This is a genomic window from Streptomyces sp. TRM68416, assembly GCF_014596915.1.
Classification (GTDB): Bacteria; Actinomycetota; Actinomycetes; order Streptomycetales; family Streptomycetaceae; genus Streptomyces.
Genome location: NZ_JACVWU010000002.1, coordinates 123,374 through 144,651 on the forward strand (window position 1 = coordinate 123,374; position 21,278 = coordinate 144,651).

The 21,278-nt window shown below is 70.7% G+C and carries 21 protein-coding genes; 2 read left to right on the plus strand and 19 right to left on the minus strand.

Features of this window, described 5'->3' with window-relative positions; translation table 11 throughout:
- Window positions 1–130 precede the first annotated feature (130 nt).
- The 19 genes from nusB to ICC28_RS03820 all read right to left on the minus strand — a co-directional run bounded on the left by nusB (window position 131) and on the right by ICC28_RS03820 (window position 18,881).
- On the minus strand, window positions 131–565 hold the full coding sequence (gene nusB, locus ICC28_RS03730; RefSeq protein ID WP_188286926.1) for a transcription antitermination factor NusB: 435 nt from the start codon (window positions 563–565) through the stop codon (window positions 131–133).
- A 2-nt stretch (window positions 566–567) separates the two neighbouring features.
- Window positions 568–1,134, minus strand: a complete 567-nt coding sequence (efp, locus tag ICC28_RS03735) for an elongation factor P (protein ID WP_031486831.1) — start codon at window positions 1,132–1,134, stop codon at window positions 568–570.
- A 51-nt stretch (window positions 1,135–1,185) separates the two neighbouring features.
- On the minus strand, window positions 1,186–2,292 hold the full coding sequence (locus tag ICC28_RS03740) for an aminopeptidase P family protein (RefSeq protein WP_188286927.1): 1,107 nt from the start codon (window positions 2,290–2,292) through the stop codon (window positions 1,186–1,188).
- 156 nt (window positions 2,293–2,448) lie between these two features.
- Complete coding sequence (locus tag ICC28_RS03745; RefSeq protein ID WP_188286928.1) at window positions 2,449–3,537, minus strand: Pro-rich N-terminal domain-containing protein; 1,089 nt, start codon at window positions 3,535–3,537, stop codon at window positions 2,449–2,451.
- Between the two features lie 164 nt (window positions 3,538–3,701).
- A complete protein-coding gene (gene aroB, locus ICC28_RS03750) occupies window positions 3,702–4,793 on the minus strand; it encodes a 3-dehydroquinate synthase (RefSeq protein WP_188286929.1) in 1,092 nt (363 codons plus the stop codon).
- Window positions 4,790–5,302, minus strand: a complete 513-nt coding sequence (locus ICC28_RS03755; protein ID WP_188286930.1) for a shikimate kinase — start codon at window positions 5,300–5,302, stop codon at window positions 4,790–4,792. Before ICC28_RS03755 ends, aroB begins: the two co-directional genes overlap by 4 nt.
- Window positions 5,299–6,483: a chorismate synthase gene (aroC, locus tag ICC28_RS03760; protein ID WP_188286931.1), complete on the minus strand. Its 1,185-nt coding sequence runs from the start codon at window positions 6,481–6,483 to the stop codon at window positions 5,299–5,301. Before aroC ends, ICC28_RS03755 begins: the two co-directional genes overlap by 4 nt.
- A gap of 206 nt (window positions 6,484–6,689) precedes the next feature.
- Window positions 6,690–6,917, minus strand: coding sequence for a hypothetical protein (locus tag ICC28_RS03765; RefSeq protein ID WP_188286932.1), 228 nt, complete (start codon window positions 6,915–6,917; stop codon window positions 6,690–6,692).
- A gap of 45 nt (window positions 6,918–6,962) precedes the next feature.
- On the minus strand, window positions 6,963–7,802 hold the full coding sequence (locus tag ICC28_RS03770) for a shikimate dehydrogenase (RefSeq protein ID WP_188286933.1): 840 nt from the start codon (window positions 7,800–7,802) through the stop codon (window positions 6,963–6,965).
- A gap of 11 nt (window positions 7,803–7,813) precedes the next feature.
- Window positions 7,814–9,499, minus strand: a complete 1,686-nt coding sequence (mltG, locus tag ICC28_RS03775) for an endolytic transglycosylase MltG (protein WP_188286934.1) — start codon at window positions 9,497–9,499, stop codon at window positions 7,814–7,816.
- A 121-nt stretch (window positions 9,500–9,620) separates the two neighbouring features.
- Window positions 9,621–10,085 carry a Holliday junction resolvase RuvX gene (ruvX, locus tag ICC28_RS03780; RefSeq protein WP_188286935.1) on the minus strand — a complete coding sequence of 155 codons (465 nt, stop codon included), beginning with the start codon at window positions 10,083–10,085 and terminating at the stop codon, window positions 9,621–9,623.
- Window positions 10,085–12,757 carry an alanine--tRNA ligase gene (gene alaS / locus ICC28_RS03785; RefSeq protein ID WP_188286936.1) on the minus strand — a complete coding sequence of 891 codons (2,673 nt, stop codon included), beginning with the start codon at window positions 12,755–12,757 and terminating at the stop codon, window positions 10,085–10,087. The genes ruvX and alaS overlap by 1 nt, the downstream gene beginning before the upstream one ends.
- Window positions 12,757–13,107 carry a hypothetical protein gene (locus tag ICC28_RS03790; protein ID WP_188286937.1) on the minus strand — a complete coding sequence of 117 codons (351 nt, stop codon included), beginning with the start codon at window positions 13,105–13,107 and terminating at the stop codon, window positions 12,757–12,759. Before ICC28_RS03790 ends, alaS begins: the two co-directional genes overlap by 1 nt.
- Window positions 13,108–13,116: 9 nt before the next feature.
- The gene (locus ICC28_RS03795; protein ID WP_188286938.1) at window positions 13,117–13,557 is read right to left on the minus strand and encodes a DUF948 domain-containing protein; all 441 of its coding nucleotides are present in this window, start codon (window positions 13,555–13,557) and stop codon (window positions 13,117–13,119) included.
- A 205-nt stretch (window positions 13,558–13,762) separates the two neighbouring features.
- On the minus strand, window positions 13,763–14,377 hold the full coding sequence (rpsD, locus tag ICC28_RS03800) for a 30S ribosomal protein S4 (protein WP_015661793.1): 615 nt from the start codon (window positions 14,375–14,377) through the stop codon (window positions 13,763–13,765).
- Between the two features lie 294 nt (window positions 14,378–14,671).
- Window positions 14,672–16,027, minus strand: coding sequence for a replication-associated recombination protein A (locus ICC28_RS03805; protein WP_188286939.1), 1,356 nt, complete (start codon window positions 16,025–16,027; stop codon window positions 14,672–14,674).
- Window positions 16,028–16,070: 43 nt separating this feature from the next.
- Complete coding sequence (locus tag ICC28_RS03810; RefSeq protein ID WP_188286940.1) at window positions 16,071–16,727, minus strand: vitamin K epoxide reductase family protein; 657 nt, start codon at window positions 16,725–16,727, stop codon at window positions 16,071–16,073.
- 158 nt (window positions 16,728–16,885) lie between these two features.
- Entirely contained in the window at window positions 16,886–18,148 is a 1,263-nt protein-coding gene (gene hisS / locus ICC28_RS03815) for a histidine--tRNA ligase (RefSeq protein ID WP_188286941.1), read from the minus strand.
- A gap of 13 nt (window positions 18,149–18,161) precedes the next feature.
- Window positions 18,162–18,881, minus strand: coding sequence for an MBL fold metallo-hydrolase (locus ICC28_RS03820; protein ID WP_188286942.1), 720 nt, complete (start codon window positions 18,879–18,881; stop codon window positions 18,162–18,164).
- A 181-nt stretch (window positions 18,882–19,062) separates the two neighbouring features.
- Between ICC28_RS03820 and ICC28_RS03825 the strand changes: the two genes are divergently transcribed.
- A complete protein-coding gene (locus tag ICC28_RS03825; protein WP_188286943.1) occupies window positions 19,063–19,911 on the plus strand; it encodes a peptidylprolyl isomerase in 849 nt (282 codons plus the stop codon).
- Between the two features lie 136 nt (window positions 19,912–20,047).
- Window positions 20,048–21,277 carry a DUF349 domain-containing protein gene (locus ICC28_RS03830; protein ID WP_188286944.1) on the plus strand — a complete coding sequence of 410 codons (1,230 nt, stop codon included), beginning with the start codon at window positions 20,048–20,050 and terminating at the stop codon, window positions 21,275–21,277.
- Window position 21,278 lies beyond the last annotated feature (1 nt).

Consider the following 21,278-nt stretch of genomic DNA (forward strand, 5'->3'; position numbering starts at 1 on the left):
CGCGTCTCACGCGTCACGGACGTACCAGGGCGCGTCTCACGCGCCACGGACGCACCAGAGAGGCGCACGATGCCGGAGGGGCCCACAGCGCGTCGCTGTGGACCCCTCCGGCATGTGGGTGCGTGCCCCGTTACGCCTCTTCGCGGCGCAGTGAGGGCTTGAGCTCCTTCAGACGGCCGAGGAGGCCGTTGACGAACGACGGCGACTCGTCCGTGGAGAACTCCTTGGCCAGCTGCACCATCTCGTCCAGCACGACGGCGTCCGGGGTCGCGTCGACCCAGATCAGCTCGTAGGCGCCGAGCCGCAGGAGGTTGCGGTCGACGACCGGCATCCGGTCGAGCGTCCAGCCGACGGAGTACTGCGCGATCAGCTCGTCGATGCGCGCCGCCTGCCGGGCGTAGCCCTCGACCAGCTCCATCGTGTACTCGCTCACGGGGGGCTGCCGGGTGTCGCTCCGGGACAGCCGGACCCAGTCCGCGAGGACCGTCAGGACGTCGACGCCACGCTGGTCGCCCTCGAAGAGGATCTGGAAGGCGCGCTTGCGGGCCGTGTTGCGGGCAGCCACGGTTAGCTGTTCACCCGGCCGAGGTAGTCGCTCGTGCGGGTGTCGACCTTGATCTTCTCACCGGTGGTGATGAAGAGCGGGACCTGGATCTGGTGGCCGGTCTCCAGCGTGGCGGGCTTGGTGCCGCCGGTGGAGCGGTCGCCCTGGACGCCCGGCTCGGTCTCCTGGACGACGAGCTCGACGGCGGCCGGCAGCTCGACGAAGAGCACCTCGCCCTCGTGCTGCGCGACGGTGGCGGTGAAGCCCTCGATCAGGAAGTTGGCGGCGTCGCCGACGGCCTTGCGGTCGACCATGAGCTGGTCGTAGGTCTCCATGTCCATGAAGACGAAGTACTCGCCGTCCATGTACGAGAACTGCATGTCGCGCTTGTCGACAGTGGCCGTCTCGACCTTGACACCGGCGTTGAAGGTCTTGTCGACGACCTTGCCGGAGAGCACGTTCTTGAGCTTGGTGCGCACGAAGGCCGGGCCCTTGCCGGGCTTGACGTGCTGGAACTCGACGACGGACCAGAGCTGGCCGCCTTCGAGCTTGAGCACCATGCCGTTCTTGAGGTCGTTCGTGGAAGCCACGGTTGCGGAATCTCCTGGACTGACGTGGACGACCCCGGGGCACGCACCTGCCTAGAGTGCGAGCAGCTCCTTGGTCGTGATGGTGAGTAGCTCGGGTCCGCCGTCCGCCTCGGGGCGAACGACGAGCGTGTCATCGATCCGGACACCGCCCCGGCCCGGGAGGTGGACCCCCGGTTCGACGGTGACCGGCACGCAAGCGTCCAGTTTACCCATGGCCGCGGGGGCCAACTGCGGGTCCTCGTCGATTTCGAGCCCGACACCGTGCCCGGTGAGCGGTGGCAGGCCCTCCGTGTATCCCGCGGAGTCCAGTACGTGGCGTGCGGCACGGTCCACGTCACGGCAGGCGGCGCCGGGTGCGAGGGCCTCGCGGCCGGCGCGCTGGGCGGCGAAGACGAGGTCGTACAGCTCGATCTGCCAGTCGGCGGGGGACGTGCCGATGGCGAAGGTGCGGCCGATCTCGCAGCGGTAGCCGCGGTAGGTGGCGCCCAGGCAGACGGAGAGGAAGTCGCCCTCCTCGACCCTGCGGTCGGTGGGGCGGTGGGCGCGGCGACCGGAGTGCGGGCCGGTGGCGACGGAGGTCGGGAAGGCCGGGCCGTCGGCGCCGTGGTCGACGAGGCGGCGCTCCAGCTCCAGGGCGAGATGCCGTTCGGTGCGGCCGACGAGGATGGATTCCAGGAGCTCGCCCAGGGCCTGGTCGGCGATCTCGGCGCCGATGCGCAGACAGGAGATCTCCTCCTCGTCCTTGACCACCCTGAGCTGCTCGACGGCTCCGCCCAGGTCGGCCAGGCGCAGGCGCGGCGCGACCGAGCGGATGGCGCGGTGGCGGGCCACGGTGACGTAGTGCTCCTCCAGGGCGAGGGAGTCGGCGTCCTGCGCGGCCGCGAGGTCGGCCGCCGCGACGGCGGGATCGCCGCCGATGCCGGGGAGGGTGTGCAGGCGCAGGGCCTCGTCCGGGCGCCCCTCGGCGGGACGGTCGTCCGGCGGGCCGGCGCACACCAGGACGTCCTCGGTCCTGCCGACCAGCAGGACGGCGCCGCGCGGGGCCGCGCCTGCGAGGTAGCGGACGTTGGCGGGGCGGGTCACCAGGGCGGACTGGCTGCCGCCGGCTTGGCAGCGGTCCCTGAGCCTGGCTCGGCGGGTGGCGTACACCTCTGACATGTGTCGAGCGTAGGAGCGTTGTCTGTTTTGTGCCGGTTGGGAGGGCCGAGTGGGGGTTGCGGGGGTGGTGCGTCGGGTGCGGGCCGGTGGGGGTTTCTCGCGCAGTTCCCCGCGCCCCTTGAGTACGTCAGCTCCCCTGCGCCCGGAAGAACCGCGCTACCACTTCGGCGGGCTGGCGATCGAGCGTGCCAGTACGTCGTCCAGCACCTGTGCCGTCTGCGGTACGTCCAGCTGGGAGTTGTCGATGATCGGCAGGCCGGAGCCGTACCAGCCGGCCATACGGCCGTGGATGCGGGCGACCTCCTCGTCGGTGAGGCGGCGGTTGCCGGAGCGTTCGGCGTTGCGCTCCAGGACGATCTCCAGGCCCGGCAGGAGAACCACCGGCAGCAGCCCCGGACCCACATGGCGCTTCCAGCCGCCGAGGCCCACGACCGGGCGGTCGGGGAAGACGGCGTCGTCGAGGATGCAGGAGATGCCGTTGGCCAGGAAGTTGCGCGCGGCGAAACCGCAGGTGCGGCGGGCCAGGCGGTACTGCGCCTCGGAGTTGTCGTTCCAGCCCGTCTGGGGGTCGGCGAAGCCCGAGCGGACCCATTCGCGTACGTCGTCGAGGCTGATGTGGGCGGTGGGCACCCGGCGGTGGTCCGCCCAGTACTTGGCGACGCTGGTCTTGCCGGCCCCGGCCGGGCCGATGAGCAGCACCGCGATCGCCGCGATCGCCGTGGTCGCCGGGTCGTGCGCGGCGGTGGCCGGCGGCGGACTCGGCATGGCCACGGGGCCGCCGGGCGGCAGCGTGACGTGCCCCGTGGTGTCCGGGGCCGGCGGCGCCGGGACGTGATGCGGAGCGGGCGGGACCGATCCCGGCGGGGGCGCGGTGAAGCCCGGCGCGGGGTGCGGCGGGGGGACGGGGGCCGATCCGTGGTACGGCGGAGGCACGGGTCCGGAGCCCTGGTGCGCCGGAGGGACCGAGCCGGAACCCTGATGCGCCGGAGGAACGGGGGCCGAGCCCTGATGCGGCGGAGGCACAGGAGCCGAGCCGCCCTGATGGGGCGGAGGAAGCGGGCCGGACGCCTGATGCGCCGGAGGGACAGGGGACGCCCCCGGATGCGCCGGAGCCGCGGGAGCGGATCCCTGGTGTGTGCCCGGGTGCGGTTGACCCGGGTCCTGTGCGGCCGGGGACCAGCCGACGGCCGGTCCGTGCCCCGGCTGGTGGGGCGGCGGCAGCGGAGAACCCACTGCGTGCTGCATCCGGTGCCACTCCATCTCGTACGGGCCATGGGCGCTGGCAGCGAGGTACGACCCCGCTCCCTACCGAACGGTACCGCCCCCGGCCACCGATTGGTGAACGGCCGGGGGCGGTCCGAAGTGCCCGTGCCCGCAGGGTAAATCGGGCGTACGACGTGGCAGCGGACTTACTGGCCCACTTCTCCGTAGGCGGCGAGCAGCACCGCCGGGTCCGGTCCTTCCAGGACGGTGGGCTTGGCCAGGCCGTCCAGAACGATGAAGCGCAGGAGGTCGCCGCGGGACTTCTTGTCGACCTTCATGTTCTCCACCAGCTTGGGCCACTGGTCGTAGCGGTAGGTCAGCGGCAGTCCGACCGCCTCCAGGATGGTGCGGTGGCGGTCGGCCGTCGCGTCGTCCAGGCGTCCGGCCAGCCGGCCCAGCTCGGCGGCGAAGTGCATGCCGACGGCGACGGCCGCGCCGTGCCGCCACTTGTAGCGCTCGTTCTTCTCGATGGCGTGGCCGAGGGTGTGGCCGTAGTTGAGGATCTCGCGCAGGCCCGCCTCCTTCAGGTCGGAGGAGACGACCTCGGCCTTCACGCGGATGGAGCGCTCGATCAGCTCGGCGGTGTGCGGGCCGGCCGGGGTCCGGGCGGCCTGCGGGTCGGACTCGATGAGGTCGAGGATCGCCGGGTCGGCGATGAAGCCGGCCTTGATGATCTCGGCGAGTCCGGAGACGTAGTCGTTGACCGGCAGCGAGTCCAGCGCGGCCAGGTCGCACAGGACCCCGGCGGGCGGGTGGAAGGCGCCGACGAGGTTCTTGCCCTCGGCGGTGTTGATGCCGGTCTTGCCGCCGACGGCCGCGTCCACCATCGCCAGCACGGTGGTGGGCACCGCGATCCAGCGCACCCCGCGCAGCCAGGTCGCCGCCACGAAACCGGCCAGGTCCGTGGTGGCACCGCCGCCGACGCCCACGACCACGTCGGTGCGGGTGAAGCCGGACTGGCCGAGCGCCTTCCAGCAGTAGGCGGCGACCTCGGCGGTCTTGGCCTCCTCCGCGTTCGGCACCTGGATGGCGACGGCGTCGTAGCCCTGGCCGGCGAGGTCGGCGCGCAGCGCGTCACCGGTCTCGGCGAGCGCCTCGGGGTGGATGACGGCCACCCGCTTGGCCTTGTCGCCGATCAGCCCGCCGAGCTCGCCCAGGAGCTGACGGCCCACCAGGACCTCGTAGGGGTCACTGCCCGCGGTGCCGCCGACCTGGATCCGGGTGACTGCCTCGCTCATGCTTCCTTCAACTCCAGTGCGTCCAGCGCCGCTTGCGTGACTTCTTCGGGCGTACGGCCGTCGGTGGCGACGACAGCCGTGGCGATCTGCTCGTACAGATGGCGGCGGGCCTCCATCAGCTCGCGCCACTGCTTGCGCGGGTTGACCGCGAGCAGCGGGCGGGCGGCGTTCAGGCCGGTGCGCTTGACCGCCTCCTCGACGTCCATCGAGAGGTAGACGACCCGCTGGCCGGCCAGTAGCGCGCGGGTGTCCTCGTCCAGGATCGCGCCGCCGCCGAGGGCGAGGACGCCGTCGTGCTCGGCCAGCGCCTGCCGGACGGTCCGCTTCTCGACGGCACGGAAGGCGGCCTCGCCCTCGTCGACGAAGATCTCGGCGATGGTCCGGCCCTGCTCGGCCTCGATGTCGTCGTCGGTGTCCCGGAAGCCGACACCGAGCCGCTCGGCCAGCAGCCGGCCGACGGTGGACTTGCCCACGCCCATCGGGCCGACGAGCACCATGACCGGGGTCATCGGATCGCCAGGTTGTCGAGGTAGGACCGGACGTTGCGGCGGGTCTCCACCACGTTGTCACCGCCGAACTTCTCCGCCACCGCGTCCGCGAGGACCAGGGCCACCATCGCCTCGGCGACGATGCCCGCGGCCGGAACGGCGGAGACGTCGGAGCGCTGGTGGTGCGCCTGCGCCGCCTCGCCCGTCGTCACATCCACGGTCTGCAGGGCGCGCGGCACGGTCGCGATCGGCTTCATCGCGGCGCGCACCCGCAGCAGCTCACCGGTGGACAGGCCGCCCTCGGTGCCGCCCGCGCGGCCGGACACGCGGCGGATGCCCTCGGGGGTGTTCACGATCTCGTCGTGCGCCTTGGAGCCGGGCACCCGGGCCAGGTCGAAGCCGTCGCCGATCTCGACACCCTTGATCGCCTGGATGCCCATCAGCGCACCGGCGAGCCGGGCGTCCAGCTTGCGGTCCCAGTGCACGTGCGAGCCCAGGCCCACGGGGACGTCGTAGGCCAGGACCTCGACCACGCCACCGAGGGTGTCGCCGTCCTTGTGGGCCTGGTCGACCTCCGCCACCATCGCCTTCGAGGTGTCCGCGTCCAGGCAGCGCAGCGGATCGGCGTCCAGCTTCTCGACGTCGGCCGGGGTCGGGTACACACCCTGCGGCGCCTTCACCGAGCACAGCTCGACGACATGGCTGACGATCTCGATCCCGGCCGTCTCCTTCAGGTACGACCGGGCCACCGCGCCCAGCGCCACCCGGGCCGCCGTCTCCCGCGCGGAGGCCCGCTCCAGGATCGGCCGGGCCTCGTCGAAGCCGTACTTCTGCATACCGGCGAGGTCGGCGTGACCGGGACGGGGACGGGTCAGCGGCGCGTTGCGGGCCAGGCCCGCGAGGATCTCCGGGTCGACCGGGTCGGCCGCCATGACCTGCTCCCACTTCGGCCACTCGGTGTTGCCCACCATGACCGCGACCGGGGAACCGAGGGTCAGCCCGTGCCGGACGCCGCCGAGGAAGGTGACCTCGTCCCGCTCGAACTTCATCCGCGCACCGCGTCCATAGCCGAGCCGCCGCCGGGCCAGGTGGTCCGCCACCATCTCCGTGGTGATCGGCACACCGGCGGGAAGGCCCTCCAGCGTCGCCACGAGTGCGGGGCCGTGGGACTCCCCCGCGGTCAGCCAGCGCAACCTGCTCAACGGTGCTCCTCAGTGCTCGCGCCCTGGTACTGCCCTCGTACGCGCTTCCTCGCGTACGGCGATGGCGCGACCAGGTGCGCGGCCCCGGCCCGCCACCTCCGATCCTCCCACGCCCGGCGCCTGTTTCCGGCCGCCGGTCCATCAGACGGACGGGACAGTGTCAGGTTCCTGCTGGGCGGCGCTCGGACGGAACCGCTCTCCAAGCGCTACCGAGGAGCCCCGCGGCGATCGGAGTCGCCGCACTGCCGCCGCGGAACCCGCCCTGCCCTGCGTCGCGCCCGGTACCGGACGATCCTTCTGCGCAGCGCGAGGACCCAGCTCGCCAGGACGGCGACCGCGATCAGCCAGAGCGCGACGTCCATGACCCAGGTGGGCAGGAACCACAGCAGCTGCCGAAGCAGTTCGGCAGACGCCAGCGGCATGCCTGCGGACACGAGACGCTTCCCTCCCGGCCCCGCACCCGCGGAACCAAGCGGATCCTAACGTTCCGCCAGCGCGTGCTCGCCCGCCTTCCGCATGGCGTCCAGCGGCGCGGGCGCGCGTCCCGTCATCTGCTCGACCTGGAGCACCGCCTGGTGCACCAGCAGGTCGAGGCCGCTGACCACGGCACCGCCGAACATCGACCAGCGGGCCGCGAGCTCGGTGGGCCACGGCTCGTAGAGCACGTCGAAGAGGGTGGCGGGCCGTTCCGGTACGGCGGTGGCCAGGGCGTCCGTCGTGCCGGCCGGCGTGGTCGCGATCACCAGCGGCGCGCGCAGCGCCCCGGCTGCGTCCGCCCAGTCCGCCGTACGCACCTCGACGTCCAGCCGCTCGCCCCACTGCCGCATCTCGGCGGCCCGGGCCTCGCTGCGGACGTAGGCGACGACCTCACCGGTGCAGACGCGGGCGAGGGCGGCCAGCGCGGAGGAGGCGGTGGCGCCGGCGCCGAGGATCGCCGCCGAGTCGACCTGCTCGATGCCGCGTTCCCGCAGGGCGGCGACCATGCCGGGGATGTCGGTGTTGTCGCCGACGCGGCGGCCGTCCTCGGTGAGGACGACCGTGTTGACCGCCTCCACCGAGCGGGCCGTCTCACTGACCTCGTCCAGCAGCGGGATGACCGCCCGCTTCAACGGCATGGTCAGCGACAGCCCGGCCCACTCCGGCCCGAGCTCGGCGAAGAACCCGGGCAGCGCCGCCTCGTCCACCTCGAACCGGTCGTACGTCCAGCCGGTCAGCCCCAGTTCCTGGTACGCGGTGCGGTGCAGCACCGGGGAGAGGGAGTGGGCGATGGGCGAGCCGAGCACGGCGGCCCGACGGGCGTTGGCGGCCCGAGCTGTCATTGAACCTGTCCTCAGTCCTTGTTCCGCGAGGCGTTGAACTCCTGGACCAGCTTGTCGTGTTCGGCGAGCGTCCTGGTGAACTTGCTGGTCTTGCCGTCGAGGGAGATGAAGTAGTACCAGCCGTCGCTCGTCGGATCGAGCGCGCCCTTGAGCGCGTCGTTGCCGGGGTTGGAGATGGGTCCGGGCGGCAGCCCCTTCACGTAGTACGTGTTGTAGGGGTTGTTGTACTGCTTCAGCTCGGCGATCGTCAGATCGATCTTGCTCTGGTTCTTGATGTAGTTGTACGTGGAGTCGAACTCCAGGGCGCCGTACGTCTGCGGGTTGCCGGGCTTGAGGCGGTTGTAGACGACCTCGGCCATCTTGCGGAAGTCGTCGTGGCTCGTACCCTCGGCCTGCACCATGCTGGCCACGGTGAGCAGTTGCCAGGGATCGTCGAGGCCCAGGCCCTCGGCCTTCTTCTCCAGGCCGAGTTCCTCGTACGTCGCGGTGGCCCGGCCGACCATCTCCTTCAGGACGGTCTCCGGCTTCTGCCCCTTGGCGGCGGGATAGGTGCCCGGGTGGAGGAAGCCCTCCAGCGGGTCCTTGACGTCGCCGCCCTTCTCCGCCCAGTCCGGCAGTCCGAGGCTGCCGTAGTTCTTCTGCGCCGCCTTCTTGGTGGCGCCCGACTCCAGGTCGAGCTTCTCGTCGATCGCCTTGTAGATGCTGAAGTTGCGCTGCCCCGGTGTGACCATCAGGTTGTTCTGGCTCTTGGGGTCGAGCATCATCACGACGGCGCTCTTGGCGGACATCTCCTTCTTCAGGAGGTAGGCGCCGGCCTGGATCTTGTTCCCGTCGGGGTTCTGGGACTGCGCGGCGACGAACGCGTCGACGCTCTTGACGACCCCCGCCTCCTTGAGAAGACGGCCGATCTCGTAGCCGCCCGCGCCCTTGGGAATCTCGACGGACACCGTCGTGGACGTGCCGTCCCCGGCATAGTCCGGAGCCTCGGCGAAACGATCCTGATAGAACTGATACCCGAAATATCCGACACCGGCGATGCCGCCACCGAAGACCAGCAGCACCACCAGACAGGCACACCCGCTACGGCGCTTCTTCCCGCCCTTGCCACCCCGGCCCCGCCGCTCCCCGCGGCCGCGCCGGCTCCCCGGCTCGTCGGCGTCCACGTCGTCGTCGGCGTCGGTGTCCTCTCCGCCGCCCGCGAAGAAGGCGTGTTCACCCTGGTCGGGCCCCGGATCCCAGTCGGTTCGGGGCTCCGGTTCGGTGCTGCGCCGGTTCGGGGGCTCCGGCGGCGGATAGGCCTCGGGCGTGCCGTAGTAGTCCGGCTGCTGCCCCTCGTATCCGCCGGCCTGCTGGCCGTAGGGGTCCGCGGGGTCGGTGTACTGGACCTGCGGTTGGTGCGTGCCGGCACCCCAGCCGCCGTTGTCGTAGCCCTGCTGGTAGCCGTCCCCCTGCTGGTAGCCGTCTCCCGGGTACTGCTGCTGGTTGTACTGCTGCGCCTGACCGTATCCGGCCTGTTCGCCGGTGCCCCAGTCGCCGTACTGCGGCTGCTGCGGCTGCTCTGGATAGTGCTGCGGCTGGCCGCCGTAGGAGGACTGCTGGCCCATGTGGGCCTGCTGTCCTTCCCATCCACCGTCCCCGTAGTACGGGTCCTCGGGATGCCACGGTTCGGAGCCCTGGCCCCGGCCATACTCAGTCATCGATCCCCTAGAGCCGCGAGGCGGCGGTCACGCGGCGTCGGGCCCGGCTTCCGATCCGCCTCTCTTTGTGCGGAGGCTGTTCGAACACCTCCGCATCGCGCGGAACGTTACCGTATCGCGATCAGATGACCACTTCGACGCCCTCGCCCGGCGCTTTGCCTGACACCCGTTCGGATTCCAGTGCCTGCTGGAGGATGATCACGGCGGCTGCCTGGTCGATGACCGATCTGCCCTTCTTGGACTTCACGCCCGAGGCGCGCAGCCCCTGACTGGCCGTCACCGTGGTCATGCGCTCGTCCACGAGTCTCACCGGAATCGGCGCGATCATGCGGGCCAGTTCCTGGGCGAAGCCCCGCACCTTGACCGCGGCCGGGCCCTCGCCGCCCTTGAGGGAGCGCGGGAGCCCGACGACGACCTCGATCGGCTCGTACTCCTCGACCAGTTGCCTCAACCGGCGTTGAGCTGCGGGGATGTCCCGGCCGGGGACGGTCTCCACCGGGGTGGCGAGGATCCCGTCGGGGTCGCACGAGGCGACCCCGATGCGGGCGTCCCCGACGTCGATGGCGAGCCGACGTCCTCTGCGCATTACTTGGCCGTCTCCTGGACGAGGCGCTCGACGGCGTCCACGGCCTCGCCGAGGGCGGCCGGGTTCTGGCCGCCGCCCTGGGCGACGTCCGGCTTGCCGCCACCGCCGCCGCCGAGGGTCTTGGCGGCCGTGCGGACCAGGTCACCGGCCTTCAGGCCGCGCTCGCGGGCGGCCTCGTTGGTGGCGATGACGGTCAGCGGCTTGCCGTTCGCCACGGTGAACAGGGCGACGACGGCGGCCCGTCCGCCCTGGATGCGGCCGCGCACGTCGAGCACGAGCTTGCGCAGGTCGTCGGCGGTGGTGCCGTCCGGGACCTGACCGGTCACCAGGGCGATCCCGCGTACGTCCTTGGCGGACTCGGCGAGACCGGCGGCGGCCTGGAGCACCTTCTCGGCGCGGAACTTCTCGATCTCCTTCTCGGCGTCCTTCAGCTTGCCGAGCATGGCGGAGACCTTCTCCGGGAGCTCCTCCGGACGCCCCTTGATCAGCTCCTGGAGCTGGGCGACGACCGTGTGCTCACGGGCGAGGAAGTTGTAGGCGTCAACACCCACGAGGGCCTCGATACGGCGTACGCCCGAGCCGATCGACGACTCGCCGAGCAGCTTCACCAGGCCCAGCTGGGCGGTGTTGTGGACGTGCGTGCCGCCGCACAGCTCCTTGGAGAAGTCACCGATGGTCACGACGCGGACCCGCTCGCCGTACTTCTCGCCGAACTCGGCGATGGCGCCCTGCTTCTTGGCCTCGTCGATGCCCATGACCTCGGCGTGCACGTCGAGGTCGCGGGCGAGCACCTCGTTGATCTTCTGCTCGACGTCGGTCATCACGGCCGTGGGAACGGCGGACGGGGAACCGAAGTCGAAGCGGAAGCGGCCGGGCTGGTTCTCGGAACCGGCCTGGGCGGCCGTCGGGCCGAGGGCGTCGCGCAGGGCCTGGTGGGTGAGGTGGGTGGCCGAGTGGGCGCGGGCGATGGCCTTACGGCGGCGGTGGTCGATGGAGGCGTGGGCCTTGGCGCCGACGGTCACCTCGCCGACCTGGACGACGCCCTTGTGGACGTAGACGCCGGGGACCGGCTTTTGGCAGTCGCGGATCTCGATGACGGCACCGGAGTCGACCTTGATCTTGCCGGTGTCGCCGATCTGGCCGCCGCCCTCGGCGTAGAACGGGGTGCGGTCGAGGACGATCTCGACCTCGTCGCCCTCGGTGGCGGCCGGGGAGGAGGAGCCATCGACGAGGATGCCGACGATCGTCGACTCGCCCTCGGTGTCGGAGTAGCCGATGAACTCGGTCTCGCCGGCGGAGTCGGCGATCTCCCGGTAGGCGCCCATGTCGGCGTGGCCGGTCTTCTTGGCCTGGGCGTCGGCCTTGGCGCGCTCCCGCTGCTCCTTCATCAGGCGGCGGAAGCCGTCCTCGTCCACGGACAGGCCCTGCTCGGCGGCCATCTCCAGGGTGAGGTCGATCGGGAAGCCCCAGGTGTCGTGGAGCAGGAAGGCCTTGTCGCCGGCGAGGACCGTGCCGCCGGCGGCCTTGGTCTCGGTCACGGCGGTGTCGAGGATGTTGGTGCCGGCCTTCAGCGTCTTGAGGAAGGCGTTCTCCTCGGCCAGGGCGACCTTCTCGATGCGCTCGCGATCGGTGACCAGCTCCGGGTACTGCTGGCCCATCATGGCGATCACGGTGTCCACGAGGTCCTTGACGACGGGGCCCGTGGCGCCGAGGAGGCGCATGTTGCGGATGGCGCGGCGCATGATGCGGCGCAGGACGTAGCCGCGGCCCTCGTTGCCCGGGGTGACGCCGTCGCCGATGAGCATCACGGCGGTGCGCATGTGGTCGGTGACCACGCGCAGGGAGACGTCCGAGGCCTGGGCGTCGCCGTAGCGGACGCCGGTCAGCTCGGTGGCCTTGTTGATGACGGCCATGGAGGTGTCGATCTCGTACATGTTCTGCACGCCCTGCAGAATCATGGCGAGGCGCTCCAGGCCGAGACCGGTGTCGATGTTCTTGCTCGGCAGGTCGCCGAGGATGTCGAAGCTCTCCTTGCCGGTGCCCTCGCCCCGCTCGTACTGCATGAAGACGAGGTTCCAGATCTCCACGTACCGCTCGTCGTTGACGGCCGGGCCGCCCTCGACGCCGAACTCGGGGCCGCGGTCGTAGTTGATCTCGGAGCAGGGGCCGCAGGGGCCGGGGACGCCCATGGACCAGAAGTTGTCCTTCATGCCCAGGCGCTGGATGCGCTCCATGGGCACGCCGACGACGTCGTGCCAGATGCGCTCGGCCTCGTCGTCGTCCTTGTAGACGGTGATCCACAGGCGCTCGGGGTCGAGGCCGTAGCCGCCCTTGTCCTGGGGGCTGGTGAGCAGCTCCCAGGCGAGCTTGATGGCGCCTTCCTTGAAGTAGTCGCCGAAGGAGAAGTTGCCGCACATCTGGAAGAACGTGCCGTGCCGGGTGGTCTTGCCGACCTCTTCGATGTCCGGCGTGCGCACGCACTTCTGCACGCTGGTGGCGCGGTCGAACGGCGGCTTGACCTCGCCCAGGAAGTAGGGCTTGAAGGGAACCATGCCGGCGGGGACGAGGAGCAGAGTCGGGTCGTCCGCGATGAGCGACGCCGAAGGGACGACGGTGTGCCCGCGCTCCTCGAAGAAGCTCAGCCAGCGGCGGCGGATCTCAGCCGACTCCATCAGTGGTCCTCATTCCGGTTGTACGAGTACGTCGTGCTGTCGATGACGTACGTCTTCGGCTTGTTGCGGTTCTCGATCGCGGCGTGGCGCCGCGGCGCGGGGAGTTCGGGGTCCGCGTTGAGGCCCAACGCGTCCTCCAGCTCGGCCTCCCGCCGGGCCATGTTGTCGCGGACGTCGAGGGCGAAGCCCACGGCCCGGTCCTTGAGGCGGTGGCCCGCGTCGAGCGCCTTGTTCGTCGCGGTGACGGCGAGGTGCTCGGGGGTCAGCTGCTTCAGCTTGCGGTTGACTTTGGTGGTGGCCCACACACCGGCGGCGACGCCCGTGGTGAACCAGAAGGTACGGCGGAACATCGCCTGGTCTCAGCCCTTCTTCCGCTTGTCCCGCCGTGCGGCCGGAACCGTGCGGCCCACGATGACGGTACGCCGGGGTGTCGTCCTCGCGGGCGCTTCGTCGTCCTTGCGGCCGGAGATGGCCCGGCGCACGCCGTAGCCGAAGGCCGCGACCTTGACCAGGGGGCCGCCGAAGGTGGAGGCCACGGTGGTGGACAGGGCGGAGGCGTTGGAGGTGACCTCCTGGACGTCCGAGGCGATCGCGTCGACCCGGTCGATCTGGGTCTGCGCCGAGCGCACCGCGGAGGAGGCGTCCGCCAAGAGCGGTACGGCCTGGTCGGTCACGTCCGCGACCAGCTTGGTGGTCGCCCTGAGCGTCTGGGCCAGCCTCGCGAGAGCCACCGCGAGGAAGGAGACCAGGATCGCCCAGAAGACGGCCACCAGCATCCCGGCAACCTCGCCTCCGGACACTGTGTGCACCCGCTCCCTGAAACGTGCAGTCAACTTCGGAACCTGAAGAAAACAGTAGGCCGAGCCTATCGCGCCGGGGGTGCGGCTCCGAACCGGATTACCGCCCCGCGCGGGCACCGGAATGCGGCAGCCCGCCGCCTCGCCCGCCCGGAAGGGCGGGGAGGCGGCGGGCCGGGGCGCGGAGGGTGCTACGACCGCTGAAGGATCAACGGGCGTAGTACTCGACGACGAGCTGCTCGTCGCAGATCACCGGGATCTCCTTGCGGTTCGGCTCACGGTCCAGGCGGAACGCCAGGGCCTTGAGGTTCACCTGGAGGTAGCGCGGGGTCTCGCCCTCGGGGGCGAAGCCGCCCTCACGGGCGATCGAGAAGAGGGTCTTCTCGCGGCTGCGCTCGCGGACCATCACGACGTCGTCGGGACGGACGCGGAACGACGGCTTGTCGACCTTCTGGCCGTTGACCTCGATGTGGCCGTGCACGACCATCTGACGGGCCTGGTAGATGGTGCGGGCGATGCCCGAACGCAGCACCAGGGCGTCGAGGCGACGCTCGAGCTCGATGATCAGGGCCTCACCGGTCTTGCCCTGGACCTTGGAGGCACGCTCGTAGGCGCGGACGAGCTGGCGCTCGGACACGTCGTACTGCGCACGCAGACGCTGCTTCTCCAGCAGACGGACCTTGTAGTCCGAGTTCTGCTTGCGGCCGCGGCCGTGCTCACCCGGCGGGTAGGGACGGGCCTCGAAGTACTTGACGGCCTTCGGGGTCAGCGCGATGCCGAGGGCACGCGACTTCTTGACCTTGGGGCGGGACTGGTTCGCCACAATCTCTCATTTCCTGGTTTCGGCTTGTCAGGGTTGTGGGAGGTCGCATCCGCAGCCGGGGAAACCCGCCTCGGTCCCGAGGGACCTCGGTGGGCAGCCGCTCCCTGGTCTGGGCACATACGTGCAGCACGCGAGTGGCCCACCGACCGGTCCCGTCCTGCGACGAGTGGTGGTGGGCTGCCCGCGACACCTGTCGAACGGTGCGCGACGCTCCTGGGACCCACTGGGGGCCCCGGCTGACCGTCCCGTTCTGACTGCACGGGACACAGCACTTCGAGGGATTCTACAGGGCGGTCAGGGCCGTCTGCGACCGAGGTGCTTGCGGGTCCACTCCACGGCGTCCGCGTACCGCGCCTCGGCGCCGTGCCGGGACGGCTCGTAGTACTCGCGGTCCTTGATCGCGTCCGGGGCGTACTGCTGCTCGGCGATGCCCTCGGCCAGGTCGTGCGGGTACACGTACCCCTGCGCGTGCCCGAGCTTGGCGGCGCCCTTGTAGTGCCCGTCGCGCAGGTGCGCCGGCACGGGCCCGGCCAGCCCTTTGCGTACGTCCTCCATGGCGGCGCCGATCGCGGTGGTGGCGGAGTTGGACTTCGGGGCCAGGGCGAGGGCGATGGTGGCGTGGCTGAGGGTGAGGGCGGCCTCGGGGAAGCCGATCATGGCGACGGCCTGGGCGGCGGCGACCGCGATGGGCAGGGCGTTCGGATCGGCCAGGCCGATGTCCTCGCTGGCGGAGATCATCAGGCGGCGGGCGATGAAGCGGGGGTCCTCGCCGGCCTCGATCATCCGGGCCAGGTAGTGCAGGGCGGCGTCGACGTCGGAGCCGCGGATGGACTTGATGAGGGCGCTGGCCACGTCGTAGTGCTGGTCGCCGTCGCGGTCGTACTTCACGGCGGCCCGGTCGACCGTCTCCTCCAGCGTCTGCAGGCCTATCTCCCGCTCGCCCTTGTCGAGGGCGGCCCCGGCTGCGGCCTCCAGGGCGGTCAGGGCGCGTCGGGCGTCGCCGCCCGCGATGCGCAGCAGGTGGTCCTCGGTGTCCTCGGCGAGGGTGACGGAGCCCTTGAGGCCGCGCTCGTCGGTCAGCGCGCGCCGGAGCAGGCCGCGCAGGTCGTCGTCGGTGAGGGGTTCGAGGGTCAGCAGCAGGGAGCGGGAGAGGAGGGGGGAGATGACGGAGAAGTACGGGTTCTCCGTCGTCGCCGCGATGAGCGTGACCCAGCGGTTCTCGACGGCGGGGAGCAGGGAGTCCTGCTGGGCCTTGCTGAAGCGGTGGATCTCGTCGAGGAAGAGGACGGTCTCCTTGCCGTAGCCGCCGGTGGCGCGGCGGGCGCCCTCGATGACCGCGCGGACCTCCTTGACGCCGGCGGTGATCGCGGACAGCTCCACGAAGCGCTTGTTGGTGGCCTTGGAGACGACGTACGCCAGGGTGGTCTTGCCGGTGCCGGGCGGGCCCCACAGGATCACCGAGGAGGGGCCGGCGGGGCCGCCGCCGGAGGCGCCGACGAGTCTGCGCAGGGGTGAGCCCGGCTTGAGCAGGTGCTGCTGGCCCACCACCTCGTCGAGGGTGCGCGGGCGCATCCGTACGGCCAGGGGGCTGGCGGTCGGGTCCTTCTCCTGGCGGTCTTCCGCTGCGGCGGTGAACAGGTCGGGCTCCACGCTGAAACCCTAAATCACCGCACTGACAATCCCGTCCGGACCGTCAGCCGGTCCAGAAGTCCCACCAGCGGGTCATGATCAGGATGCCGATGACGCCGATGTGCAGCACCGGCAGCACCCAGGTGAACTCGCTGAAGAAGCCCTTCAGCCAGCGCGGGCCGGGAAGGAAGCCCTGACGCACGTTGAACGAGGTCACGTACCAGAACATGATGATCGTCGCGACCCAGGCGAGGGAGCACCACAGGCACAGGGCGCCGATGCGGTACAGCGACTGGAACGTCAGCCAGGCGCAGAAGCTCACGCCGAAGAGCGTGCCGGCGTTGAAGGTGAGCCAGTACCAGCGCGGGAAGCGGGCGCGGGCGAGCAGGCTCACGCCGACGCAGATGACGATGCCGTAGGCGACGAGGCCGAGCATCGGGTTGGGGAAGCCGAAGACCGAGGCCTGGTCGCTCTCCATGACGCTGCCGCAGGAGACGACGGGGTTCAGGCTGCAGCCGGGGACGAAGGTCTTGCCCTCGACCTTGGCTTCGAGGAGCTTGAACTTGTCGATCGTGATGACCCACGCGGCGAGCAGTCCGGCCGCGCCCGTGATCACCAGCATCAGCGCGAACGCGCGGCTGCCGCCCACCGTGCGCGGCGCCTCGGCGGCGCGCTCCGGCTCCGGCTCGGTGGAGACGTCTTTGACTGTCGTCTTGCTCATCACGCCGATTCCGTCACTTGAGAGTTGGACCTTCTCCGGACACGGGTCATTGTGCCGCAGACGGGTGCGTGCCCACCGTTCACTGGAGATAAGGAAACTCTTGCGAGGGACGGGTTCCGGACAACGGGGCCCCGCCCTGCGGCGAAGCCCCGTCACCCTCAGCCCAGACGGGCCTCCAGCTCGGCGACGATCTCGTTCACGCCGATCGCCGTCTGCTCGCCCGACTCCATGTCCTTGAGCTGGACGACGCCTTCGGCGAGGTCTCGCTCGCCCAGCACGAGGGCATAGCGTGCGCCGGAGCGGTTGGCCGCCTTCATCGCGGCCTTGAGGCCCTTGCCGCCGTACGAGAAGTCCGCGGCGATGCCGACCTTGCGCAGTTCGGTGACCTTCGCGAACAGTACGCGGCGGGCCTCCTCGCCGAGCGGGACGGCGAAGACGCTGGTCGTGGAGGGGAGTTGGAGTTCGACGCCCTCCGCCTCCAGGGCGAGGACCGTGCGGTCGACGCCGAGGGCCCAGCCGACGGACGGCAGCGCGGGACCGCCGATCATCTCGGACAGGCCGTCGTAGCGGCCGCCGCCGCCCACCGCGGACTGGGAGCCCAGACCGTCGTGGACGAACTCGAACGTCGTCCGGGTGTAGTAGTCCAGGCCGCGGACCAGCTTGGGGTCGTCCTCGAAGGCGACGCCGGCGGCCGTGATCAGTTCGCGGACCTCCTCGTGGTACGCCTTGCAGGCGTCGCAGAGGTAGTCGCGCAGCAGCGGGGCGCCGGTGAGCTGCTTCTGGACCGCCTCGCGCTTGTCGTCCAGGACGCGCAGCGGGTTGATCTCCGCGCGGCGCAGGGTGTCCTCGTCGAGGTCGAGGCCGCGCAGGAAGTCCTGGAGGGCGGCCCGGTAGACCGGACGGCACTCCTTGTCGCCCAGGCTGTTGAGCAGGATGCGGAAGTTGCTGAGGCCCAGGGAGCGGTACGCCTGGTCGGCCAGGATGATCAGCTCGGCGTCCAGCGCGGGGTCCTCGGCGCCGATCGCCTCGGCGCCGACCTGGGAGAAGTGGCGGTAGCGGCCCTTCTGGGGGCGCTCGTAGCGGTAGTACGAGCCGGAGTACCAGAGCTTGACGGGGAGGTTGCCCGCCTTGTGCAGGTTGGCCTCGAGGGCGGCGCGCAGCACGGAGGCCGTGCCCTCGGGGCGCAGGGCGAGCCGGTCGCCGCCCTTGGTCTCGAAGGCGTACATCTCCTTGGTGACGATGTCGGTGGACTCGCCGACTCCGCGCGCGAACAGCTCGACGTTCTCGAAGCCGGGGGTCTCGATGTAGCCGTAGCCGGAGTTGCGCAGCGGGGCCGCGATCGCCTCGCGGACGGCCAGGTAGGTGGCGCTGTCCGGCGGGATCAGGTCGTAGGTGCCCTTGGGGGCCTTGAAGGTGCTCACGGAAGGTCTTTCGTCACATTCCTCGTCGGGGAGCCTGCTGGGGTGCGCCGCGACCTTGGCGGTCTGCGGCCACTTGCCGCAGATACGGGTTGGTGGCGCGCTCCTGGCCGATGGTCGTCTGGGGGCCGTGGCCGGACAGCACCACGGTCGAGTCGTCGAGCGGCAGGCACACGCGGGCCAGCGAGTCGAGGATCTCGGCCATGTCACCGCCGGGCAGGTCGGTGCGTCCGATGGAGCCGGCGAACAGCAGGTCGCCCGAGAACAGGATCGGCGGGATGTCCGCCGCCTCGGGCAGGCCGAAGGTCACCGACCCCTTGGTATGGCCCGGGGCGTGGGCGACGGACAGCTCCAGGCCCGCCAGCTCCAGCTTCGCGCCGTCGGTCAGCTCCTTGACGTCGTCGGGCTCCCCCACGGTCAGCTCGCCCATCAGCGGCATGCCGATGGAACGGCCGAGCGCCTTCTCGGGGTCGCTCATCATGTACCGGTCCTCGGGGTGGATCCAGGCCGGTACGTCGTGCGCGCCGCACACGGGGACGACCGAGGCCACGTGGTCGAGGTGGCCGTGGGTGAGGACGACGGCGACGGGCTTGAGGCGATGCTTTCGGATCGCTTCCTCGACACCTTCGGCGGCCTGGTGGCCGGGGTCGATGATCACGCACTCCTCACCGGCGGCGGGGGCGACGAGATAACAGTTCGTCCCCCAGGCCCCGGCGGGGAACCCGGCAATGAGCACGATCGTCCTTCGTTGTGTCGGTTCGGGTGGCAAGTTCGGTGGGCTGCGCCTTGCGGTCAGAGCCTACCGGCGCTGCCGATTCCACAGCGAACCCATATACGGTACGGGGCACACGCAGACGGTCGACCCGAAGGACGCACGCGTACCGGTCGACGTACGAGACGCATGAGGAGACAACCCCGTGGTCAGCCAGGAACAGCGGCGGCGTCAGCTCGCCCGGGAGAAGTTCTTGCGGCAGCAGCAGCGGCGCACGGACGCGCGGCGCAAGGCCCGCACGCGCAACGCGGTGATCGCGTCGACGGTCGGCGTCGTCCTCATCGGCAGCCTCGGGCTGTACACGGCCGGCGCCTTCGAAGGGGACGACGGCAAGGCGAACGCCGGCGCGGAGGTCACGCCGAGCACCACGCCGACCAGCAAGGTGCCGGACCCGTGCGAGAAGCCCGCCAAGGGCAAGGTCGAGACCATGAGCTGGAAGAAGGAGCCGGCCATGACCATCGACAAGTCGGCGGACTACACGATGGAGCTGGAGACCACCTGCGGTGACATCGACATCGCGCTGAAGGCCGAGGCGGCGCCGCGCACGGTCAACTCGTTCAACTTCCTCGCCGGCAAGGGCTACTTCGACCACACCAAGTGCCACCGGCTGGTCGACGGCGGCATCTTCGTGCTGCAGTGCGGGGACCCGACGGCCTCCGGCAGCGGCGGCCCCGGGTACACGATTCCGGACGAGAACCTCAAGGACAAGTCCCTCAAGGGCGACGTCTACCCGGCGGGCACGGTGGCGATGGCCAACCAGTACAACGCGCAGACCGGAGAGGGCCGCGACTCGGGCGGCAGCCAGTTCTTCCTGGTCTACCAGGACAGTCCGCTGCCGCCGAACTACACGCCGTTCGGCACGGTGTCGGAGTCGGGCATGAAGGTGCTCAAGAAGCTGGCCGCCGCGGGAGCGCAGGCCGCGGACCCCGCAACGGGCAACACGGCACCGAACGCGACCGTGGTGATCAACAAGGCGACCGTCACCAAATCCTGACCCCTCAAGTGCGAAATTTCGGTCGCGCGGGATGCGGACAGGCAACCCGCCGGTCGCCTATGTTGGCCGTGACGAAACTGTGGACGATGCCCAGGGGCCCCGAGGCCCCTCGCAGGCATCATGTGGAGGAGGCGCTGTGAGCAGCGACCCGTGGGGCCGCGTCGACGAGACGGGGACCGTGTACGTGCGTACGGCCGACGGCGAGCAGGTCGTCGGTTCCTGGCAGGCAGGCTCCCCCGAGGAGGCGCTGGCCTACTTCGAGCGCAAGTACGAGGGCCTGGTTGTCGAGATCGGCCTCCTCGAGAAGCGAGTGAAGACCACCGACCTGTCGGCGAAGGACGCGCAGACGGCGATCGACCACATCCGGGAGCAGGTTGACGCGCATCACGCGGTCGGCGACCTGGCCGCCCTGCGGGTCCGTCTTGACAAGCTGGTGGAGACCGTCGAGAAGCGGCGCGAGGAGCGCAAGGCCCAGCGGGCCAAGCAGTCCGACGAGGCGCGGCACGCCAAGGAGGCGCTGGTCGCCGAGGCGGAGGAGCTGGCCCAGTCCGACCAGTGGCGGGCCGCCGGTGAGCGGCTGCGGGCGCTGGTGGACACCTGGAAGGGTCTGCCGCGTCTGGACCGCAAGTCGGACGACGAGCTGTGGCACCGCTTCTCGCACGCCCGGTCGGCGTTCTCCAAGCGCCGCAAGGCGCACTTCGCGCAGCTGGACGCGCAGCGCGAGGAGGCCCGCAGGACCAAGGAGCGGCTGGTCGGCGAGGCCGAGGCGCTGTCCGGTTCGACGGACTGGGGTCCGACGGCGGCCCGCTACCGCGAGCTGATGGCGGAGTGGAAGGCCGCGGGCCGGGCCCAGCGCGAGCACGAGGACGACCTGTGGAACCGCTTCCGCGGCGCGCAGGACGTGTTCTTCGCCGCCCGCAGCTCGGTCTTCGCCGAGCGGGACGCCGAGCAGGCCGAGAACCTGAAGCTGAAGGAGGAGCTGGCCCAGGAGGCCGAGAAGATCCTCCCGGTCACGGACCTGAAGGCGGCGCGTGCCGCGTTCCGTTCGATCAACGAGCGCTGGGAGGCCATCGGCCATGTGCCGCGGGACGCCCGGCCGAAGGTCGAGGGCCGGATGCACGCCGTGGAGCGGGCCATCCAGGAGGCCGAGGAGGCCGAGTGGCGCCGGACGAACCCGGAGGCACGCGCGCGTGCCGAGGGTCTGACCGGTCAGCTCCAGGCCGCCGTGGACAAGCTGCGGGGCCAGATCGAGCAGGCGCGCGCCCAGGGCAACGACGCCAAGGCCGCCAAGCTGGAGCGTGAGCTGGAGGGCCGTCAGGCGCTGCTGGAGCAGGCACTGAAGGGTCTGCAGGAGTTCGGCGGCTGAC